Source organism: Mesorhizobium sp. M1A.F.Ca.IN.022.07.1.1 (assembly GCF_003997575.1).
Lineage (GTDB): Bacteria > Pseudomonadota > Alphaproteobacteria > Rhizobiales > Rhizobiaceae > Mesorhizobium.
The window spans coordinates 1-16,329 of the sequence record NZ_RZST01000107.1; the positions used below are offsets into that span (position 1 = coordinate 1).

A 16,329-nucleotide genomic window follows, 5' to 3' on the forward strand; every position below is an offset into this window, starting at 1 on the left:
GTGTAAGGATCCCACTCGGCGATGCGCTGCCCGCGCTTCACCTTGTCGCCGTCATCCACGAAAATGCGCGAGCCGTAGGCGACGCGGTGCGTAGCGCGTTCCTTGCCGGCCTCGTCAAGGATCAGAACCGCCATGTTGCGGCCCATCACCATCTGCTGGCCTTCGGAGTTGCGCACCACGTTGCGGTTGCGGATCTCGACCTTGCCCTCATAGGAGGCTTCGAGGAACGAAGAATCCACCACCTGCGCGGTGCCGCCCATGTGGAAGGTGCGCATGGTGAGCTGGGTGCCCGGCTCGCCGATCGACTGCGCCGCGATGACGCCGACGGCCTCGCCCTGGTTGACGGGCGTGCCGCGGGCAAGATCGCGACCGTAGCAGACCGCGCAGACGCCGGTCCTGACCTCGCAGGTCAGCGCCGAGCGGATGCGGACCGACTGGACGCCGGCCTTCTCGATCTGCTCCACGTCACGCTCGTCCATCAGCTTGCCGGCCTTGACCAGCACTTCGCCGGAGACCGGGTGGTTGATGTCGTCGAGCGCCGTGCGGCCGAGCACGCGCTGACCGACCGAGGCGACGATCTGGCCGGCATCGACGATCGGCTGCATGGTAAGGCCCTTGTCGGTGCCGCAATCCAGCGAATTGACGATGCAGTCCTGCGCCACGTCGACCAGACGGCGGGTCAGGTACCCCGAGTTCGCCGTCTTCAAGGCGGTGTCGGCCAGACCCTTGCGGGCGCCGTGGGTCGAGTTGAAGTACTCGAGCACGGTGAGGCCTTCCTTGAAGTTCGAGATGATCGGCGTCTCGATGATCTCGCCCGAAGGCTTGGCCATCAGGCCGCGCATGCCGGCGAGCTGGCGCATCTGGGTGGGCGAGCCGCGCGCACCCGAATGCGACATCATATAGATCGAGTTCATCGGCTTCTGACGGCCGTTTTCCTCGAACTCGACCGCCTTGATGCGGGCCATCATCTCGTCGGCGACCTTCTCCGAGCACTTGGCCCAGGCGTCGACCACCTTGTTGTACTTCTCGCCCTGCGTGATCAGGCCGTCATTGTACTGCTGCTCGTACTCCTTGGCCAAAGCCTCGGTATCGGAGACCAGCTTCAGCTTGGTGTCCGGAATCACCATGTCGTCCTTGCCGAACGAAATGCCGGCGCGGCAGGCATGCGCAAAGCCGAGAGCCATGATGCGGTCGCAGAAGATGACCGTCTCCTTCTGCCCGCAGTGGCGGTAGACGGTGTCGATCATCTTGGAGATGTTCTTCTTGGTCATCTCCTGGTTGGCGATGTCGTACGGTACGTTGACGTTCTTCGGCAGAAGCTCGCCGATGATCATGCGGCCGGGCGTGGTTTCATAGATCTTCGACACCGTCTTGCCTTCGGCATCGACGGTGCGGAAGCGGCCCTTGATCTTGGCGTGCAGGGTCACCGCCTTGGTCTCCAGCGCATGCTGGAGCTCGCCCATGTCGGCGAACACCATGCCTTCGCCCGGCTCGTTCTGGTTGACGATCGACAGATAGTAGAGACCGAGAACCATGTCCTGCGACGGCACGATGATCGGCGCGCCGGAGGCCGGGTGCAGGATGTTGTTGGTCGACATCATCAGCACGCGCGCTTCGAGCTGCGCTTCCAGGGACAGCGGCACATGGACCGCCATCTGGTCGCCGTCGAAGTCGGCATTGAAGGCCGTGCAGACCAGCGGATGCAGCTGGATCGCCTTGCCTTCGATCAGGATCGGCTCGAACGCCTGGATGCCGAGGCGGTGCAGCGTCGGCGCGCGGTTCAAGAGCACCGGATGCTCGCGGATAACCTCGTCGAGGATATCCCAGACCTCCGGACGCTCCTTCTCGACCAGCTTCTTCGCCTGCTTGACGGTCGAGGAGAAACCCTTGGCGTCGAGGCGGGCGTAGATGAAAGGCTTGAACAGCTCCAGCGCCATCTTCTTCGGCAGGCCGCACTGATGCAGCTTGAGTTCCGGACCGGTCACGATGACCGAGCGGCCGGAATAGTCGACACGCTTGCCGAGCAGGTTCTGGCGGAACCGGCCCTGCTTGCCCTTGAGCATGTCGGATAGCGACTTCAGCGGACGCTTGTTGGCGCCGGTGATGACGCGCCCGCGGCGGCCGTTGTCGAACAGCGCGTCGACGGCCTCCTGCAGCATGCGCTTTTCATTGCGCACGATGATGCCGGGCGCGCGCAGCTCGATCAGCCGCTTCAAGCGATTGTTGCGGTTGATGACGCGGCGATAGAGGTCGTTGAGGTCGGACGTGGCGAAGCGGCCGCCGTCCAGCGGGACCAGCGGGCGAAGGTCCGGCGGGATCACCGGGACGACCTTCATGATCATCCATTCCGGACGGTTGCCGGATTCCATGAAGTTCTCGACGACCTTGAGCCGCTTCAGCAGCTTCTTCTGCTTGAGCTCGGACGAGGTCGAAGCCAGCTCCGAGCGCAGATCGCCGGCGATCTTCTCCAGATCCATGCCGGCCAACAGGTCATGGATGGCCTCGGCGCCGATCATGGCGGTGAAAGAGTCCTCGCCATACTCGTCGACGGCCAGCATGTACTCTTCCTCGCTGAGCAGCTGGTGCTCCTTCAGCGCGGTGAGGCCAGGCTCGGTGACGATGTAGTTCTCGAAGTAGAGGACGCGCTCGATATCCTTCAGCGTCATGTCGAGCAGCGTGCCGATCCGCGAGGGCAACGACTTCAGGAACCAGATATGGGCGACGGGGGCGGCGAGCTCGATATGGCCCATGCGCTCGCGGCGGACGCGCGACAGCGTGACTTCGACGCCGCACTTCTCGCAGATGACGCCCTTGTACTTCATGCGCTTGTACTTGCCGCACAGGCACTCGTAGTCCTTGATCGGACCAAAAATGCGCGCGCAGAACAGACCGTCACGCTCCGGCTTGAAGGTGCGGTAGTTGATGGTCTCCGGCTTTTTGATCTCACCGAACGACCAGGACAGAATCTTCTCAGGGCTGGCGAGCGAGATCCGGATGGAATCGAACACCTGCGCAGGCGCCTGGGGGTTGAAGAGATTCATGACCTCTTGGTTCATGCCGTTCTCCTTTTCGGGGTCCTCGAAAACCCCTTGCATCGAGCGCGGGCCGAATGCCCGCAGACTGGCCGGCCTGACCGGCCGAGAATTTGTGGGGCGCGCCACGTTGTTCGCGGCGCGCCATTACCCTTATTCGGCCGCGCCCTTATTCGGCAGCATCGGGCAGCCGCACGGCAGCGTCTTCGAACTTGGTGTTCTCCAGTTCGACATTGAGGCCGAGGGAGCGCATCTCCTTGACGAGAACGTTGAAGCTCTCGGGAATGCCGGCTTCGAACGTATCGTCGCCGCGCACGATTGCCTCGTAGACCTTGGTGCGTCCGGCAACGTCATCCGACTTCACCGTCAGCATCTCCTGCAGGGTATAAGCGGCGCCGTAGGCTTCCAGCGCCCAGACCTCCATTTCGCCGAAGCGCTGGCCGCCGAACTGCGCCTTGCCGCCCAGCGGCTGCTGGGTGACGAGCGAGTACGGGCCGATCGAGCGCGCGTGGATCTTGTCGTCCACCAGGTGGTGAAGCTTGAGCATATAGATGTAGCCCATCGTCACCTTGCGATCGAACGGCTCGCCGGTGCGGCCGTCATAAAGCTGCGACTGACCGCTGGTGTGCAGGCCCGCCTGCTGCAGCATGGTGTTGATGTCGGCTTCGTGCGCGCCGTCGAACACCGGAGTCGCGATGGAGACGCCGCGGCGCATCTGTTCGCTCAGGCGAATGATGCTCTCGTCGTCATAGTCGCGGACCGGCTCGTTGCGGTCGTTGGAAGGCATGAAGCTTTCCAGCGTCTTGCGCAGCGGCTTGATGTCGCCGCCAGCCTTGTAGGCGTCGATCAGCTCGCCGATCTTCCTGCCCATGCCGGCGCAGGCCCAGCCCAGATGCGTTTCCAGGATCTGGCCGACATTCATGCGGCTCGGCACACCCAGCGGGTTGAGCACGATATCGGCATGCGTGCCGTCCTCGAGGAAAGGCATGTCCTCGACCGGAACGATGCGCGACACCACGCCCTTGTTGCCGTGACGGCCGGCCATCTTGTCGCCCGGCTGCATCTTGCGCTTCACCGCCACGAAGACCTTGACCATCTTCATGACGCCCGGAGGCATCTCGTCGCCGCGCTGCACCTTCTCGACCTTGTCCATGAAGCGCTGCTCGAGCGCCTTCTTGGAGTCGTCGTACTGGCCGCGCAGGGCTTCCAGCTCGCTCTGCAGCTTTTCATTCTCCACGGCGAACTGCCACCACTGCGAGCGCGGATACTCGTCGAGCGTGTCCTTCGACAGCTTCGAGCCCTTCTTGAAGCCCTTCGGCCCGGCAATCGCTTCCTTGCCGACCAGCATGTCCGACAGGCGCGAATAGACGTTGCGGTCGAGGATCGCCTGCTCATCGTCGCGGTCCTTGGCTAGACGCTCGATCTCCTCGCGCTCGATCGCCATGGCGCGCTCGTCCTTCTCCACGCCGTGGCGGTTGAAGACGCGCACTTCGACGACCGTGCCGAAGGTACCCGGAGGCATGCGCATTGAGGTGTCGCGAACGTCCGAGGCCTTTTCGCCGAAGATGGCGCGCAGGAGCTTCTCTTCCGGCGTCATCGGGCTTTCGCCCTTCGGCGTGATCTTGCCGACCAGGATGTCGCCCGGCTGCACTTCCGCGCCGATATAGACGATGCCGGCCTCGTCGAGGTTCTTCAGCGCTTCCTCCGAGACGTTCGGAATGTCGCGCGTGATCTCCTCCGGTCCGAGCTTGGTGTCGCGGGCCATGACCTCGAACTCCTCGATGTGGATCGAGGTGAAGACGTCGTCGGCCACGATGCGCTCGGAGAGCAGGATCGAGTCCTCGTAGTTGTAGCCGTTCCACGGCATGAACGCGACCAGCACGTTGCGGCCGAGCGCCAGATCGCCGAGCTCGGTCGAAGGACCGTCGGCGATGATGTCGCCCTTGTTCACCCGGTCGCCGACACGCACCAGCGGACGCTGGTTGATGCAGGTATTCTGGTTCGAACGCTGGAACTTCATCAGCCGGTAGATGTCGACGCCGGACTTGCCCGGGTCGAGATCTTCGGTGGCGCGGATAACGATACGGGTGGCGTCCACCTGGTCGACCACGCCGCCGCGGCGGGCACCGATGGCGGCGCCTGAGTCACGGGCGACGACCGGCTCCATGCCGGTGCCGACGAACGGCGCCTCGGCGCGCACCAGCGGCACGGCCTGACGCTGCATGTTCGAGCCCATCAGCGCGCGGTTGGCGTCGTCGTTCTCGAGGAACGGGATGAGGGCCGCGGCCACCGACACCATCTGCTTCGGCGACACGTCCATCAGATCGACGTTCTCGCGCGGCGCCATCATCACCTCGCCGGCGTTGCGGCAGATGACGAACTCGTCGACGAAGCTGCCGTTCTTGTCGAGCTCGGCGTTGGCCTGCGCGACGTGGTGCTTGGCCTCCTCCATCGCCGACAGATAGACGACTTCATTGGTCAGCTTGCCGTTGACGATCTTGCGGTACGGGCTCTCGATGAAGCCGTACTTGTTGACACGCGCGAAGGTGGCGAGCGAGTTGATCAGACCGATATTCGGGCCTTCCGGCGTCTCGATCGGGCAGATACGGCCGTAGTGCGTCGGATGCACGTCGCGCACCTCGAAGCCGGCACGCTCGCGGGTCAGACCGCCCGGTCCAAGCGCCGACAGGCGACGCTTGTGGGTGATCTCCGACAGCGGGTTGGTCTGGTCCATGAACTGCGAGAGCTGCGAGGAGCCGAAGAACTCGCGCACGGCGGCGGCCGCCGGCTTGGCGTTGATCAGGTCCTGCGGCATGACCGTGTCGATCTCGATCGAGGACATACGCTCCTTGATCGCGCGCTCCATGCGCAGCAGACCGACGCGGTACTGGTTCTCCATCAGCTCGCCGACCGAGCGGACGCGGCGGTTGCCGAGATTGTCGATGTCGTCGATCTCGCCCTTGCCGTCGCGCAGCTCGACCAGCGTCTTGACCACGGCCAGGATGTCTTCCTTGCGCAGCACGCGCACGGTGTCCTCGGCCTTGAGCTCGAGGCGCATGTTCATCTTGACGCGGCCGACGGCCGACAGGTCATAGCGCTCGCTGTCGAAGAACAGCGAGTTGAACATGGCTTCGGCGGTCTCGAGCGTCGGCGGCTCGCCCGGACGCATGACGCGGTAGATGTCGAACAGCGCGTCCTGGCGGCTCTCGTTCTTGTCGACGGCGAGCGTGTTGCGAATGTAGGCGCCGACGTTGACGTGGTCGATGTCGAGGATCTGGATCTCGTCCTCGCCGGTGCCGAGCAGCACCTTCAGCGTCTTCTCGTCGATCTCGTCGCCGGCCTCGAGGAAGATCTCGCCGGTGGCGTAGTTGACGATGTCCTCGGCCAGGTAGTTGCCGAGCAGGTCCTCGTCGGTCGCCTTGATCGCCTTGAGACCCTTTTCGCCGAGCTGGCGGGCCTGGCGGGCGGTGATCTTCTTGCCGGCCTCGACGACGATCTCGCCCGTGTCGGCGTCGACCAGGTCGCCGACAGCCTTGAGGCCGCGGAAGCGCTCGACATTGAACGGGATGCGCCAGTGGTCGCCGGCACGCTTGTAGGTGATCTTGTTGTAGAAGGTCGACAGAATCTCTTCGCCGTCCATGCCGAGCGCCATCAGCAGCGACGTCACCGGAATCTTGCGGCGGCGGTCGATGCGGGCGTGGACCACGTCCTTGGAATCGAACTCGATGTCGAGCCACGAGCCGCGATAGGGGATGACGCGCGCGGCAAACAGAAGCTTGCCCGACGAGTGCGACTTGCCCTTGTCGTGGTCGAAGAAGACGCCCGGCGAACGGTGCATCTGCGAGACGATGACGCGCTCGGTGCCGTTGACGATGAAGGTGCCGTTCGACGTCATGAGCGGCATGTCGCCCATATAGACGTCCTGCTCCTTGATGTCCTTGATCGACTTCGCGCCGGTATCCTCATCGATGTCGAACACGATGAGGCGCAGCGTCACCTTCAGCGGCGCAGCATAGGTCAGGTCGCGCTGACGGCATTCGTCGACGTCGAATTTCGGTCCTTCGAACTCATACTTCACGAATTCCAGCATCGAGGAGCCGGAAAAATCGGAGATCGGGAAGACCGACTTGAAAACAGCCTGCAGCCCCTCGTCCGGACGCCCGCCCTTGGGCTCGTCCACCATCAGGAACTGGTCATAGGATGCCTTCTGAACCTCGATCAGGTTCGGCATCTCCGCAACTTCCGGGATCTTCCCGAAGAACTTGCGTACGCGTCTGCGGCCATTGAAAGTCTGGGTCTGGGCCATCGTCGCTCCTTAGCTCAAAACTCGGGGCGAACCTCGCCGCGGTTCGCCTTGCACCAACGGGCCGCTCGCCGGCCGCCCCTGTCTGTTTTCCGGCCGCCCTTCCAATTGCTTGGCGGCTGCCGGTAAAAACGGGAGAAAACCCGTTTCCTGAAGGCCGCTTCCAGCCCTCAGGAAAGAGGTTTTCAAACGTCTCGCGCAACGAAGCCTCCCTTTCGTCAAGGGAGGGGGCGGCCGGCGCGAGGCCGTCCGCCCTCAACCATAAGGCTTACTTCAGCTCGACCTTGGCGCCAGCTGCTTCCAGCTGAGCCTTGAACTTGTCGGCATCGGCCTTGGAAACGCCTTCCTTGACCGGCTTCGGAGCCGCCTCGACCAGGTCCTTGGCTTCCTTGAGGCCAAGGCCGGTGATGGCGCGGACTTCCTTGATGACGTTGATCTTCTGGGCGCCGGCGTCGGCGAGAACGACGTCGAATTCCGTCTTCTCTTCAGCCGGAGCAGCAGCAGCGGCAGCGCCACCGCCAGCAGCGGCAACCGCCACCGGAGCAGCCGCCGAAACACCCCACTTCTCTTCCAGGAGCTTCGACAGCTCGGCCGCCTCGAGGACGGTCAGCTTCGAAAGGTCGTCTACGATCTTTGCCAGATCAGCCATTTGTGTATTCCTTTACTTGGTTCGAACGTGTGTTGTTGACAGCGAGGAACGGCCTCATGCCGCCTCGTCCTTCCGGGCGTAAGCGCCGATGACGCGCGCGACCGAAGCCGCGGGCGCATTGACGATCTGGGCGATCCGGGTAGCCGGCGTGGCGATCATGCCAACCAGCTTGGCGCGCAGCTCGTCGAGCGACGGCATCGTGGCGAGCGCCTTGACACCATCGGCGTTGAGCGAGGTCGAGCCCATCGCGCCGCCGAGAATGATCAGCTTGTCATTCCCCTTGGCGAAATCGGACGTGACCTTCGGCGCCGCAACCGGATCCTCCGAATAAGCGACCAGCGTCTGTCCCTTGAACAGATCGACGATCGATGCGGAGTCCGTGCCCTGAAGAGCGATCTTGGCGAGACGGTTCTTCGCGACTTTGACGGTGCCGCCGGCGGCGCGCATCTTCGACCGGAGGTCGTTCATTTGCGCCACGGTGATACCGGCGTAGTGGGCCACGACGACTGAACCCGCGCTCGAGAACGCTTCGTTCAGGCCCGTGACGAGTTCGCGCTTTTCCGCTCTGTCCACTGCCTATCTCCAGTTGACCCCTGCCTCATTCTCGAGGTCAGAAGTCGGGTTGCCTTTTGCCGGCCGGGCCATCCAAAAACGGATCTCCCGAACGGCGCTCGAGGATCCTGCCCCCTTTCGCCACACCCGCCGGCAAAGCCGGTTCATGTGCTGACAAAGGCAAACACGGTTCGAACCTTTCATTGGAGCTTTTCGCTCCTTTGTCGGGTCTTCACCCGTCTCATGCAGGCCCACATGAATTAAGGCCCCCTTTTGAACCAAGGCCGGCCGCCTGCAATCTCGGACAGGATATCCGGAAACCTTTCGGCCCCCGGGTTACCGGGCCGCCGACAGATCGGCGGTCCGGAATTCTTCTTTGTTGGAGCATGATCTTTTCCGAAATCCACTTTTCGGGATCATGCTCTAGCGACCGGCCTGAAGCCGGCCAGACGACGCTTACGACGCGGCGAGCGTCGCGATGTCGAGCTTGAGGCCGGGACCCATCGTCGAGGTGACCGACACCTTCTTGACGTAGTTGCCCTTGGCGCCGGCGGGCTTGGCCTTGTTCACCGCATCGGCGAAGGCCCGCACATTCTCTTCCAGCGCCTTGACGTCGAACGAGACCTTGCCGACGCCGGCCTGGACGATGCCGGCCTTCTCGACGCGGAACTCGACGGCGCCGCCCTTCGAGGCCTTGACGGCGGCCGCGACATCGGGAGTCACGGTGCCGACCTTCGGGTTCGGCATCATGCCGCGCGGGCCGAGCACCTTACCCAGGCGGCCGACCAGCGGCATCATGTCCGGGGTGGCGATGCAGCGATCGAAATCGATCGTGCCCTTCTGGACAGTATCGACCAGGTCCTCGGCGCCAACGATATCGGCGCCGGCGGCCTTGGCTTCTTCGGCCTTGTCGCCGCGCGCGAACACCGCGACGCGCACCGACCGGCCGGTGCCGTTCGGCAGGTTGACAACGCCGCGGACCATCTGGTCGGCATGGCGCGGATCGACGCCGAGATTCATCGCGACCTCGACCGTCTCGTCGAACTTCACCGTGGACCGGTCCTTCAGCAGCTGCAGCGCCTCAGAGAGCGCATAGGCCTTGTTCGGATCGATGCCTTCACGGCTCTTGGCAACACGCTTTGCAATCTTTGCCATGATCTTAGCCCACCACTTCCAGGCCCATCGAGCGGGCGGAGCCCTCGACCATTCGCATGGCCGCTTCGACGTCGTTTGCGTTCAGGTCCTTCATCTTCTGCTCGGCGATCTGGCGCACCTTGTCGCGCGAGATCGTGCCGGCCTTGACCTTGCCCGGTTCCTTCGAACCAGACTTCAGGTTGGCGGCCTTCTTCAGGAAGTAGCTCACCGGCGGCGTCTTCATGACGAAGGTGAACGACTTGTCCTGGTAGTAGGTGATGACGACCGGGATGGGCGAGCCCTTCTCCAGCTCCTGGGTCTGCGCGTTGAACGCCTTGCAGAACTCCATGATGTTGATGCCGCGCTGACCAAGCGCCGGGCCGATCGGGGGCGACGGCGTGGCCGAGCCCGCGGCAACCTGGAGCTTGAGCTGGCCTGCAACTTTCTTAGCCATCTCTATTCCTGCCTTTTCTCATGCCGGGAAAAACCGGCGGTTGCAGTCTGGTGGTGCGGTTCCAGCGGCCGGCTAAGCCGCATTCGCCTCCCACCCGTTCATGGCAGCGCATTCCTTCGCCGCCGATCCCTTCGCCTGTCGGACGAGGATCTTCGGATCAGCCCTTTTCGACCTGTCCGAATTCGAGATCGACGGGCACCGCGCGCCCGAAGATCGAAACTTCCACCTTGAGGCGCGCCCGCTCCTCGTCCACCTCCTGGACGAAGCCGTTGAACGACGCGAACGGACCGTCCGAGACGCGGATCGCCTCGCCGATCTCGAAGGTGACCGACGGCTTCGGACGCTCGACGCCTTCCTGAACCTGGCTCAGGATGCGCTGCGCCTCGGCTTCGGTGATCGGCACGGGCTTCGAGTCACCGAGGAAGCCGGTGACCTTCGGCGTGTTCTTGACCAGCGAGAATACGGCGTCCGTCAGGTTGGCCTTCAAGAGCACATAACCGGGGAAGAACTTGCGCTCCGCATCGACCTTGCGGCCGCGGCGTATCTCGACGACTTTCTCCGTCGGCACCACGATCTGCTCGATCTCGCCCGACAGGCCCTTCTGCTTGGCCTTGTTCTCGATGTCCTCGGCGACCTTCTTCTCGAAGTTCGAATAAGCGTGGACGATGTACCACCGCGTCATTTCACGACCTCTCCGTAATCGCCGAACTTAATGTCCGAGGCCCAGAATCCACTCGATCGCATAGCCCATGGCTATGTCGGCGGTGAAGAAGAAGATCATGGCGATGAGCGCAAACACCAGGACCATCACCGTCGAGATCATGGTCTCGCGGCGCGAGGGCCATGTCACCTTGGCCGTCTCCGCGCGAACCTGCTGGAGAAAGGTGAAAGGGTTTGTGGTTTTCGAAGCCATCTGCCGCCTGTCTTCGAGACCCGTTGGCCGGGTCTCCTGGATGATCCCGCTGGCCGGGACGTGCCGCCTGGACTTCGTGCCGGCGCCGAATCAGCACCACCATTTCGCCCACGCAAATCAGACGCGTAAAGCCGGCTTCCCAGCTCCACGCGTCGCGTGTCTGTTCAGTCTACATAAAACCGATTCTTGGTCCACGCAAGTGGCAAGTGTTCCGCTTTATGTTTTAGCGCCGCCTCGGAACCATCCAGTCGTCCCGTCCCGGCTATGCGGGGCCTTATGCCCCAGTTTTCGCTAGATGGCAAGCCGCCCCCGGTTTTCAACGGCGGAGCGCACCCAACTTCAGTCTGCCATGGGAGGTGGCACGGGCAGCAGGGCTCGAACCTACGACCTGCGGTTTTGGAGACCGCCGCTCTACCAACTGAGCTATGCCCGTATACGGGCGCTGCTATTTCACAAAGCCGATGAGAACTCAAGAGCCCTTTTGAGACGCGTCGGCCGGAAGCGCCGATCGCAGCCATCCAAGCCCCAGGGCCCATGCGCAGATCACGAGTTCAAGCGCGAAAGTCCAATGCAGAACGAAGTTCAGGACCCAGTTCCCATGGCTGGCCGGAACCGCCACGAGCTCAAACGGGCGATGACTGAACGGCGCCAACCACATGATCGGCGATGCGACCGTGTCGAGCGCCATATGCAACATGGCTCCGGCTAAGAAGATGGCGATCGACGGCAGACGCCGCGACCCCAACAACCGACCGACCGACACGCCTACCGTCCCGATCGTGGCCCAGAACAACGGCCAATGCGTGATGTAGGCATGATGGTGCGTGCGACCGCCATCGATCAGGTAAAAATAGAGCATGTCGATGTCCGAGATGACGCTGCCGAGCATTGCGGCAGCCACCACATCGGATGCCTCCCGTCGCCGTCTTCGCGCGAGCCTTCCCAGAATATAGCCCGATGGGAGATGGGCAATCAGCATGCAAGGTCGTCTCACATTGATGCAACGACCCTGCGGTGTCTTTGCGGCGTCATCTTTTCGGAATTTTGCAGAAACCCAGCATCTTCGGCTACGATTTCCCGGCCGGCGGCTTGTAAGGCCCGCCCGGCACGCCCCAGCCCCAGCTTGGCATTGGCTCGGTCTCAGGGTCGCAAGTCTCGCCGAGATTGGAATTAATCTTGGCCAGCCGCGATCCCCACTCGACATAGCCCATCAAGGCGGAACGGAACTCGGGATCGTCCGGCAGGCCGGCTTCGTCCGCCGCGTCCGCCAGAAGGTTGATCCAGCGCCGGCGCTGCTCCTCGGTCAGATGCTTGCCGAGATGATGCCTGACCATCTCGCGGTGGCCACCATGCCGTTCGCTGTAGGTCTTCGGCCCGCCGAAAACCTCGCCGATGAAGGCGGCGACATGCGCCGGATGGTCCGGCGACATGTGCCTGAACACCGGACCGACGATCGGGTCCAAGGTCACTCTGTTGTAAAAGATCTGCGTCAGCCGGTTGAGCGCCTCGCTGCCGCCGGCCCATTCGAACAAAGTCGGGACGCCCTCGCTCATCTCCGGTCCTCCTACGTTTGAGCCTAGAAGGATAGCGGGAAGCTCGGAGCCGGCTCAACCTGTCTCCATGGCCAGTGCTGGCATGGCGCCGAATGCTGCTAAAGCTTGGCCGGCGATTCCGCTTCGGCGTTGGCGGACGGCAGAACCCGGCAGTTATCGGGTTTTGGCGAAGATTTGCAGATAGTGGCGCCCGTCAGAGCGTCTACCGACTGGCGGCTGGTGGTGAGCCCGAACCCCGCCAATTCGTCCTGGCTGAGCTCCCTGTGCTTGGCGGATTGGGCCGACTGCATCGCGACGAACAAGCCCGAGCCGATCGCCATCTCCTCAAGATACGACCGGACCTTGTCTTCCATGCCCATGGAATGCACCAGGAAACGCGTATCGGTGCCTACCAAGCGCCTGGTGCCACCGGCGATCATCAGCACGCAGGCTGTATCGCATTCGGCGCCGGCTTCAACGGTGAGACCATTATGAAGGTTGTCCTTGGAGACGCACCCTGCCGTGCCGGGATCGCAATCGAGAAAATCCGTCCGGGCGACCGCAACATCCAATCTGCGCTCGCGGATCAGCCGGCCGGCGGCGAGCGCGCCCTGGACATCGCCGCCCTGTGAGTTGAGGACGATGGGCAGCCTGCGCCCGCCGACCTTGTCCAGCAGCTCGCGCAGCCTGTCGGGCGTGCCGGCAACGATCGTTCCCTCCGCCGAAATCCATTCCGGACAATCGGGGTTGCAGAGCGGATTGCTGCCGCGAACGAGGATGAAACGCATTTCCTGCTGCGGCTTTGGCGGTGATGCTGCCTCCGCCGGCTGACTGTAGGCCTGTTTGACTGCGACCGTCGCCACCTCGGCCGGCTTGGCCTTGCCATTGGCCGGTATCTCGCGGCAGTTCGCTGGCACCGGATCGCGCCGGCATATGGCTGCTTCGGTCATCAGGTCGAGAGAATCGAGGCTGGTGACGAGCTTCATCTCCAGCATATCGTCGGGCTCGATCTGCTTTATGTCGCTTGCCGGCGTCGCTTTCATCACGTCCAGCACGCCCTGCCCGATACCCATTTCTTTCAGATAGCCGGACAGCCGTTTCTCGACCGCCTTGCTCATCTCGTAGGTCTTGTAGCTGCCGGCATTCTTGCGGCTGACGACCTTGGTGCTGAGGACCTTCTTCTTGCCGTTCACAATTCTGTAGGTGGTGCGGTAGAGCAGCTTTTCCCTGTGATATGTCGTGGTGATCTGATGAACCCCGAGAAAAGCCCACTCGCCGACCACACGGCGGACGCCGCCGGCAAACATCAGGGGACATGCGGAATTGCACATGGCGCCGCTGTCGTAGGCGATGCCGGAATACGGCGTGTTCTTGCTGTCATTGTCCCGGCAGTTCTTCATTTCGGGCGAGCAGCCGGAAAACCCCGTAGTGCCCACGGCGATGTCGAGCTTGTTCTTACGGATCATACGGCCGAGTTGGAGCGCGGCGTCGACATTGCCTCCAGGAGAATTGACGACGATCGGCAGTTGCCGGCCGCCGAGCGTCTTTAAGAGGCGCTTGAACCGCGCCGGCGTGCCGGCCTCGATGCTGCCTTCGGCAGAAATCCATTCCGGGCAGTTCGGCTCGCAGCCTGGCGCGCTGCTGCGCACCACGACGAAGCGCATGGCAGGGCCGTAATCCGGCGGCGTTTCCTTCGCTGCGGCGGCAAACGCGGTAGGCCCAATAGCGATGGCCAGCCCGAGCCGAACCAGCCCTAGCGGCCACGAAATACCCTTTGAAAGGAACGCGGAAATCACGCCTGCCAAGCCCTCGGTCCAACCCATACTAGTTACGGCGACGATGCTTGCAATAGAATTGAAGAGGGTGCGAGCAATGCCAGCCTGACGGCTGCTGCCTCGACCTTCGTCGCGACTACGCTAAAGTTCTGGCGGCGTCTTTGCCTGGGCGTTGGCGGAGGGCGGGAGCCGGCAATTGTCCGGCTTTGGCGAGGACCTGCAAATGGCGGGGCCAGTCAGCGTGTCCGATGTGTCCGGCCCGGTCACCAGCCCGACCTTGAGCATTATATCGGGTTCAAGCTGACGCTCGACTGAACTCTGATCTATCGCTGCGAACAGGCCTGGGCTGATCGCCATCTCGTCCAAATAGGCTTCGACAATCCGCTTCTGTCCCATCGAGGACACGCTGAGCCGCGCCTTGGGGTCGACCAGCCGCCTGGCGCCGCCGGCGAGCATGAGTGCGCAGGCTGAATCGCACTCCACTCCGAATTGGCTGATCAGCCCGACATAGGCGCCATTGTCGTCAAGACAGCCCGCCCCGGGCGGGTTGCAACCCAGGATATTGGTGCGGGCGACGACGACGTCTAGCTTGCGTTCGTGGATAAGCCGCCCTGCGGCCAAGCCGCCGAACAAGTCGCCGCCTCGTGAACTGATCACCATGGGAAGTCGCGGGTTGTCGAGCGCGGCGAGCAACTGGCGAAGTTTTTGCGGGGTTCGAGGGGTGACCGCGCCTTCCGCCGAAATCCATTCCGGGCAGTCGGGATCGCAGAGCGGATCGCTGCCGCGAACGACCACGAAACGCATCTCCGGCGCGGCATTTCCTGCCGCTCCTCGAAACGGCACGGCAGTCGGGGCTTTGGCTGGCTTGGAAGATGGAGCTTCCGCCTGTCGAGAAGGTGCCGGCTTTGCCGTCGTTACAGCGGCCGGCCGGGCATCCTCCGCTATTTCCCGGCAATTCGGAGCCGGTTTGTCACCCATGCACAGGATCACTCCGGTGAACAGCTCCACGGTGTCTGTGCTGGTGGCCAGTTTCATCGTTAGCATGTCGTGGAGGGTGATCCGCTGAATGTCGCTCGCCGGCGTGGCTTTCATTTTGTCGAGGACACCCTGCCCCACGCCCATCTCTGCCAAATAGGCCGAGATTTTCCGCGCGAACCCCTTGCTCATCTTATAGGTCTTGTAGCTTCGGCCTTCGGTGACGGTCTCCGTTGTGACCTGATATCTTTTGCCCCGAATGGTTTTATAGGTGGTTCGAAAATGCCTTGTGGAGGGGAACCAAGTGGTGGTGATCTGATGAACACCCAGATAGGCCCAGCCACCGGCTACGCGGCGAACGCCACCTGCGAACATCAGGGGACATGCAGAGTTGCAAATGGCGCCGCCATCAGACGCCACGCCGAAATAGGCAACGCCCTTGCCGAAGCTGGCCCCGCAGCCCTCCGTTCCCGGCCAACAATCGGAAAACTCGGTCTTGCCGATCGCGATGTCGAGCCCGTTCTTCCGTATGATGCGACCAAGTTGAAGTGCGGCGTCGACATCGCCGCCAGGGGAATTGACAATGATCGGCAGTTTGCGGGTGCCGAGTTTTTTCAGCACTCGCTTGAGCAGAGCCGGCGCGTCGGCAGTGATGGCGCCTTCCGCTGAAATCCATTCCGGACAATTGGTCTTACAGCCGACTGCACTGCTACGCGCAAAGATGAACCGCATGTCCGAAAAGCCGTCGGAAGACGGGCCGTTCAAAATGAACGTATCGGGCCATGCCCGTATGAGGACGTCATCGGCCTTTGCTGCAAAGGCCACCACCACAATAGCAAGCACCGGTGCCCGGCGAACCAGTATGCGAAACCATCTTGATGTGCAGTTTAAATGATGCCCCGAAATCATGATTGGCGACGCCCCCTGCCGCAATCGATAATAATTGCGGCAGTGGTGCATGCAATAGCTTCGAAGCAACCGTGCTGCATTTATGCTGCACTGTGCAAGTA

At 62.6% G+C, this 16,329-nt stretch carries 12 protein-coding genes and 1 tRNA gene; all 13 read right to left on the reverse strand.

The features are described from left to right. Positions 1-3,056 (reverse strand): DNA-directed RNA polymerase subunit beta' (gene rpoC / locus EOA75_RS14415; RefSeq protein ID WP_127324509.1); only part of this gene is annotated, 3,056 nt, incomplete at its 3' end. A 145-nt stretch (positions 3,057-3,201) separates the two neighbouring features. Then, the gene (gene rpoB, locus EOA75_RS14420; protein WP_066989583.1) at positions 3,202-7,338 is read right to left on the reverse strand and encodes a DNA-directed RNA polymerase subunit beta; all 4,137 of its coding nucleotides are present in this window, start codon (positions 7,336-7,338) and stop codon (positions 3,202-3,204) included. Between the two features lie 265 nt (positions 7,339-7,603). Further along, entirely contained in the window at positions 7,604-7,984 is a 381-nt protein-coding gene (gene rplL / locus EOA75_RS14425; protein WP_066989581.1) for a 50S ribosomal protein L7/L12, read from the reverse strand. 54 nt (positions 7,985-8,038) lie between these two features. Continuing rightward, positions 8,039-8,557, reverse strand: a complete 519-nt coding sequence (gene rplJ / locus EOA75_RS14430) for a 50S ribosomal protein L10 (protein ID WP_041003118.1) — start codon at positions 8,555-8,557, stop codon at positions 8,039-8,041. Positions 8,558-8,992: 435 nt separating this feature from the next. Then, complete coding sequence (gene rplA, locus EOA75_RS14435; protein WP_127324510.1) at positions 8,993-9,691, reverse strand: 50S ribosomal protein L1; 699 nt, start codon at positions 9,689-9,691, stop codon at positions 8,993-8,995. 4 nt (positions 9,692-9,695) lie between these two features. Next, the gene (gene rplK, locus EOA75_RS14440) at positions 9,696-10,124 is read right to left on the reverse strand and encodes a 50S ribosomal protein L11 (RefSeq protein WP_059189557.1); all 429 of its coding nucleotides are present in this window, start codon (positions 10,122-10,124) and stop codon (positions 9,696-9,698) included. Positions 10,125-10,281: 157 nt separating this feature from the next. Further along, positions 10,282-10,806 carry a transcription termination/antitermination protein NusG gene (nusG, locus tag EOA75_RS14445; RefSeq protein WP_127324511.1) on the reverse strand — a complete coding sequence of 175 codons (525 nt, stop codon included), beginning with the start codon at positions 10,804-10,806 and terminating at the stop codon, positions 10,282-10,284. 27 nt (positions 10,807-10,833) lie between these two features. Continuing rightward, positions 10,834-11,037, reverse strand: a complete 204-nt coding sequence (gene secE, locus EOA75_RS14450; RefSeq protein ID WP_066989573.1) for a preprotein translocase subunit SecE — start codon at positions 11,035-11,037, stop codon at positions 10,834-10,836. Positions 11,038-11,394: 357 nt separating this feature from the next. Next, a tRNA-Trp gene (locus EOA75_RS14455) sits at positions 11,395-11,470 on the reverse strand. A gap of 36 nt (positions 11,471-11,506) precedes the next feature. Next, positions 11,507-12,016, reverse strand: coding sequence for a metal-dependent hydrolase (locus EOA75_RS14460; RefSeq protein ID WP_127243053.1), 510 nt, complete (start codon positions 12,014-12,016; stop codon positions 11,507-11,509). Between the two features lie 88 nt (positions 12,017-12,104). Further along, a complete protein-coding gene (locus tag EOA75_RS14465) occupies positions 12,105-12,590 on the reverse strand; it encodes a group II truncated hemoglobin (protein ID WP_067321502.1) in 486 nt (161 codons plus the stop codon). Positions 12,591-12,688: 98 nt separating this feature from the next. Beyond that, entirely contained in the window at positions 12,689-14,233 is a 1,545-nt protein-coding gene (locus EOA75_RS14470) for a hypothetical protein (RefSeq protein ID WP_127324512.1), read from the reverse strand. A 252-nt stretch (positions 14,234-14,485) separates the two neighbouring features. Beyond that, positions 14,486-16,329, reverse strand: a 1,844-nt coding sequence (locus EOA75_RS14475; protein ID WP_348628664.1) for a hypothetical protein, incomplete at its 5' end; no start/stop codon positions are given.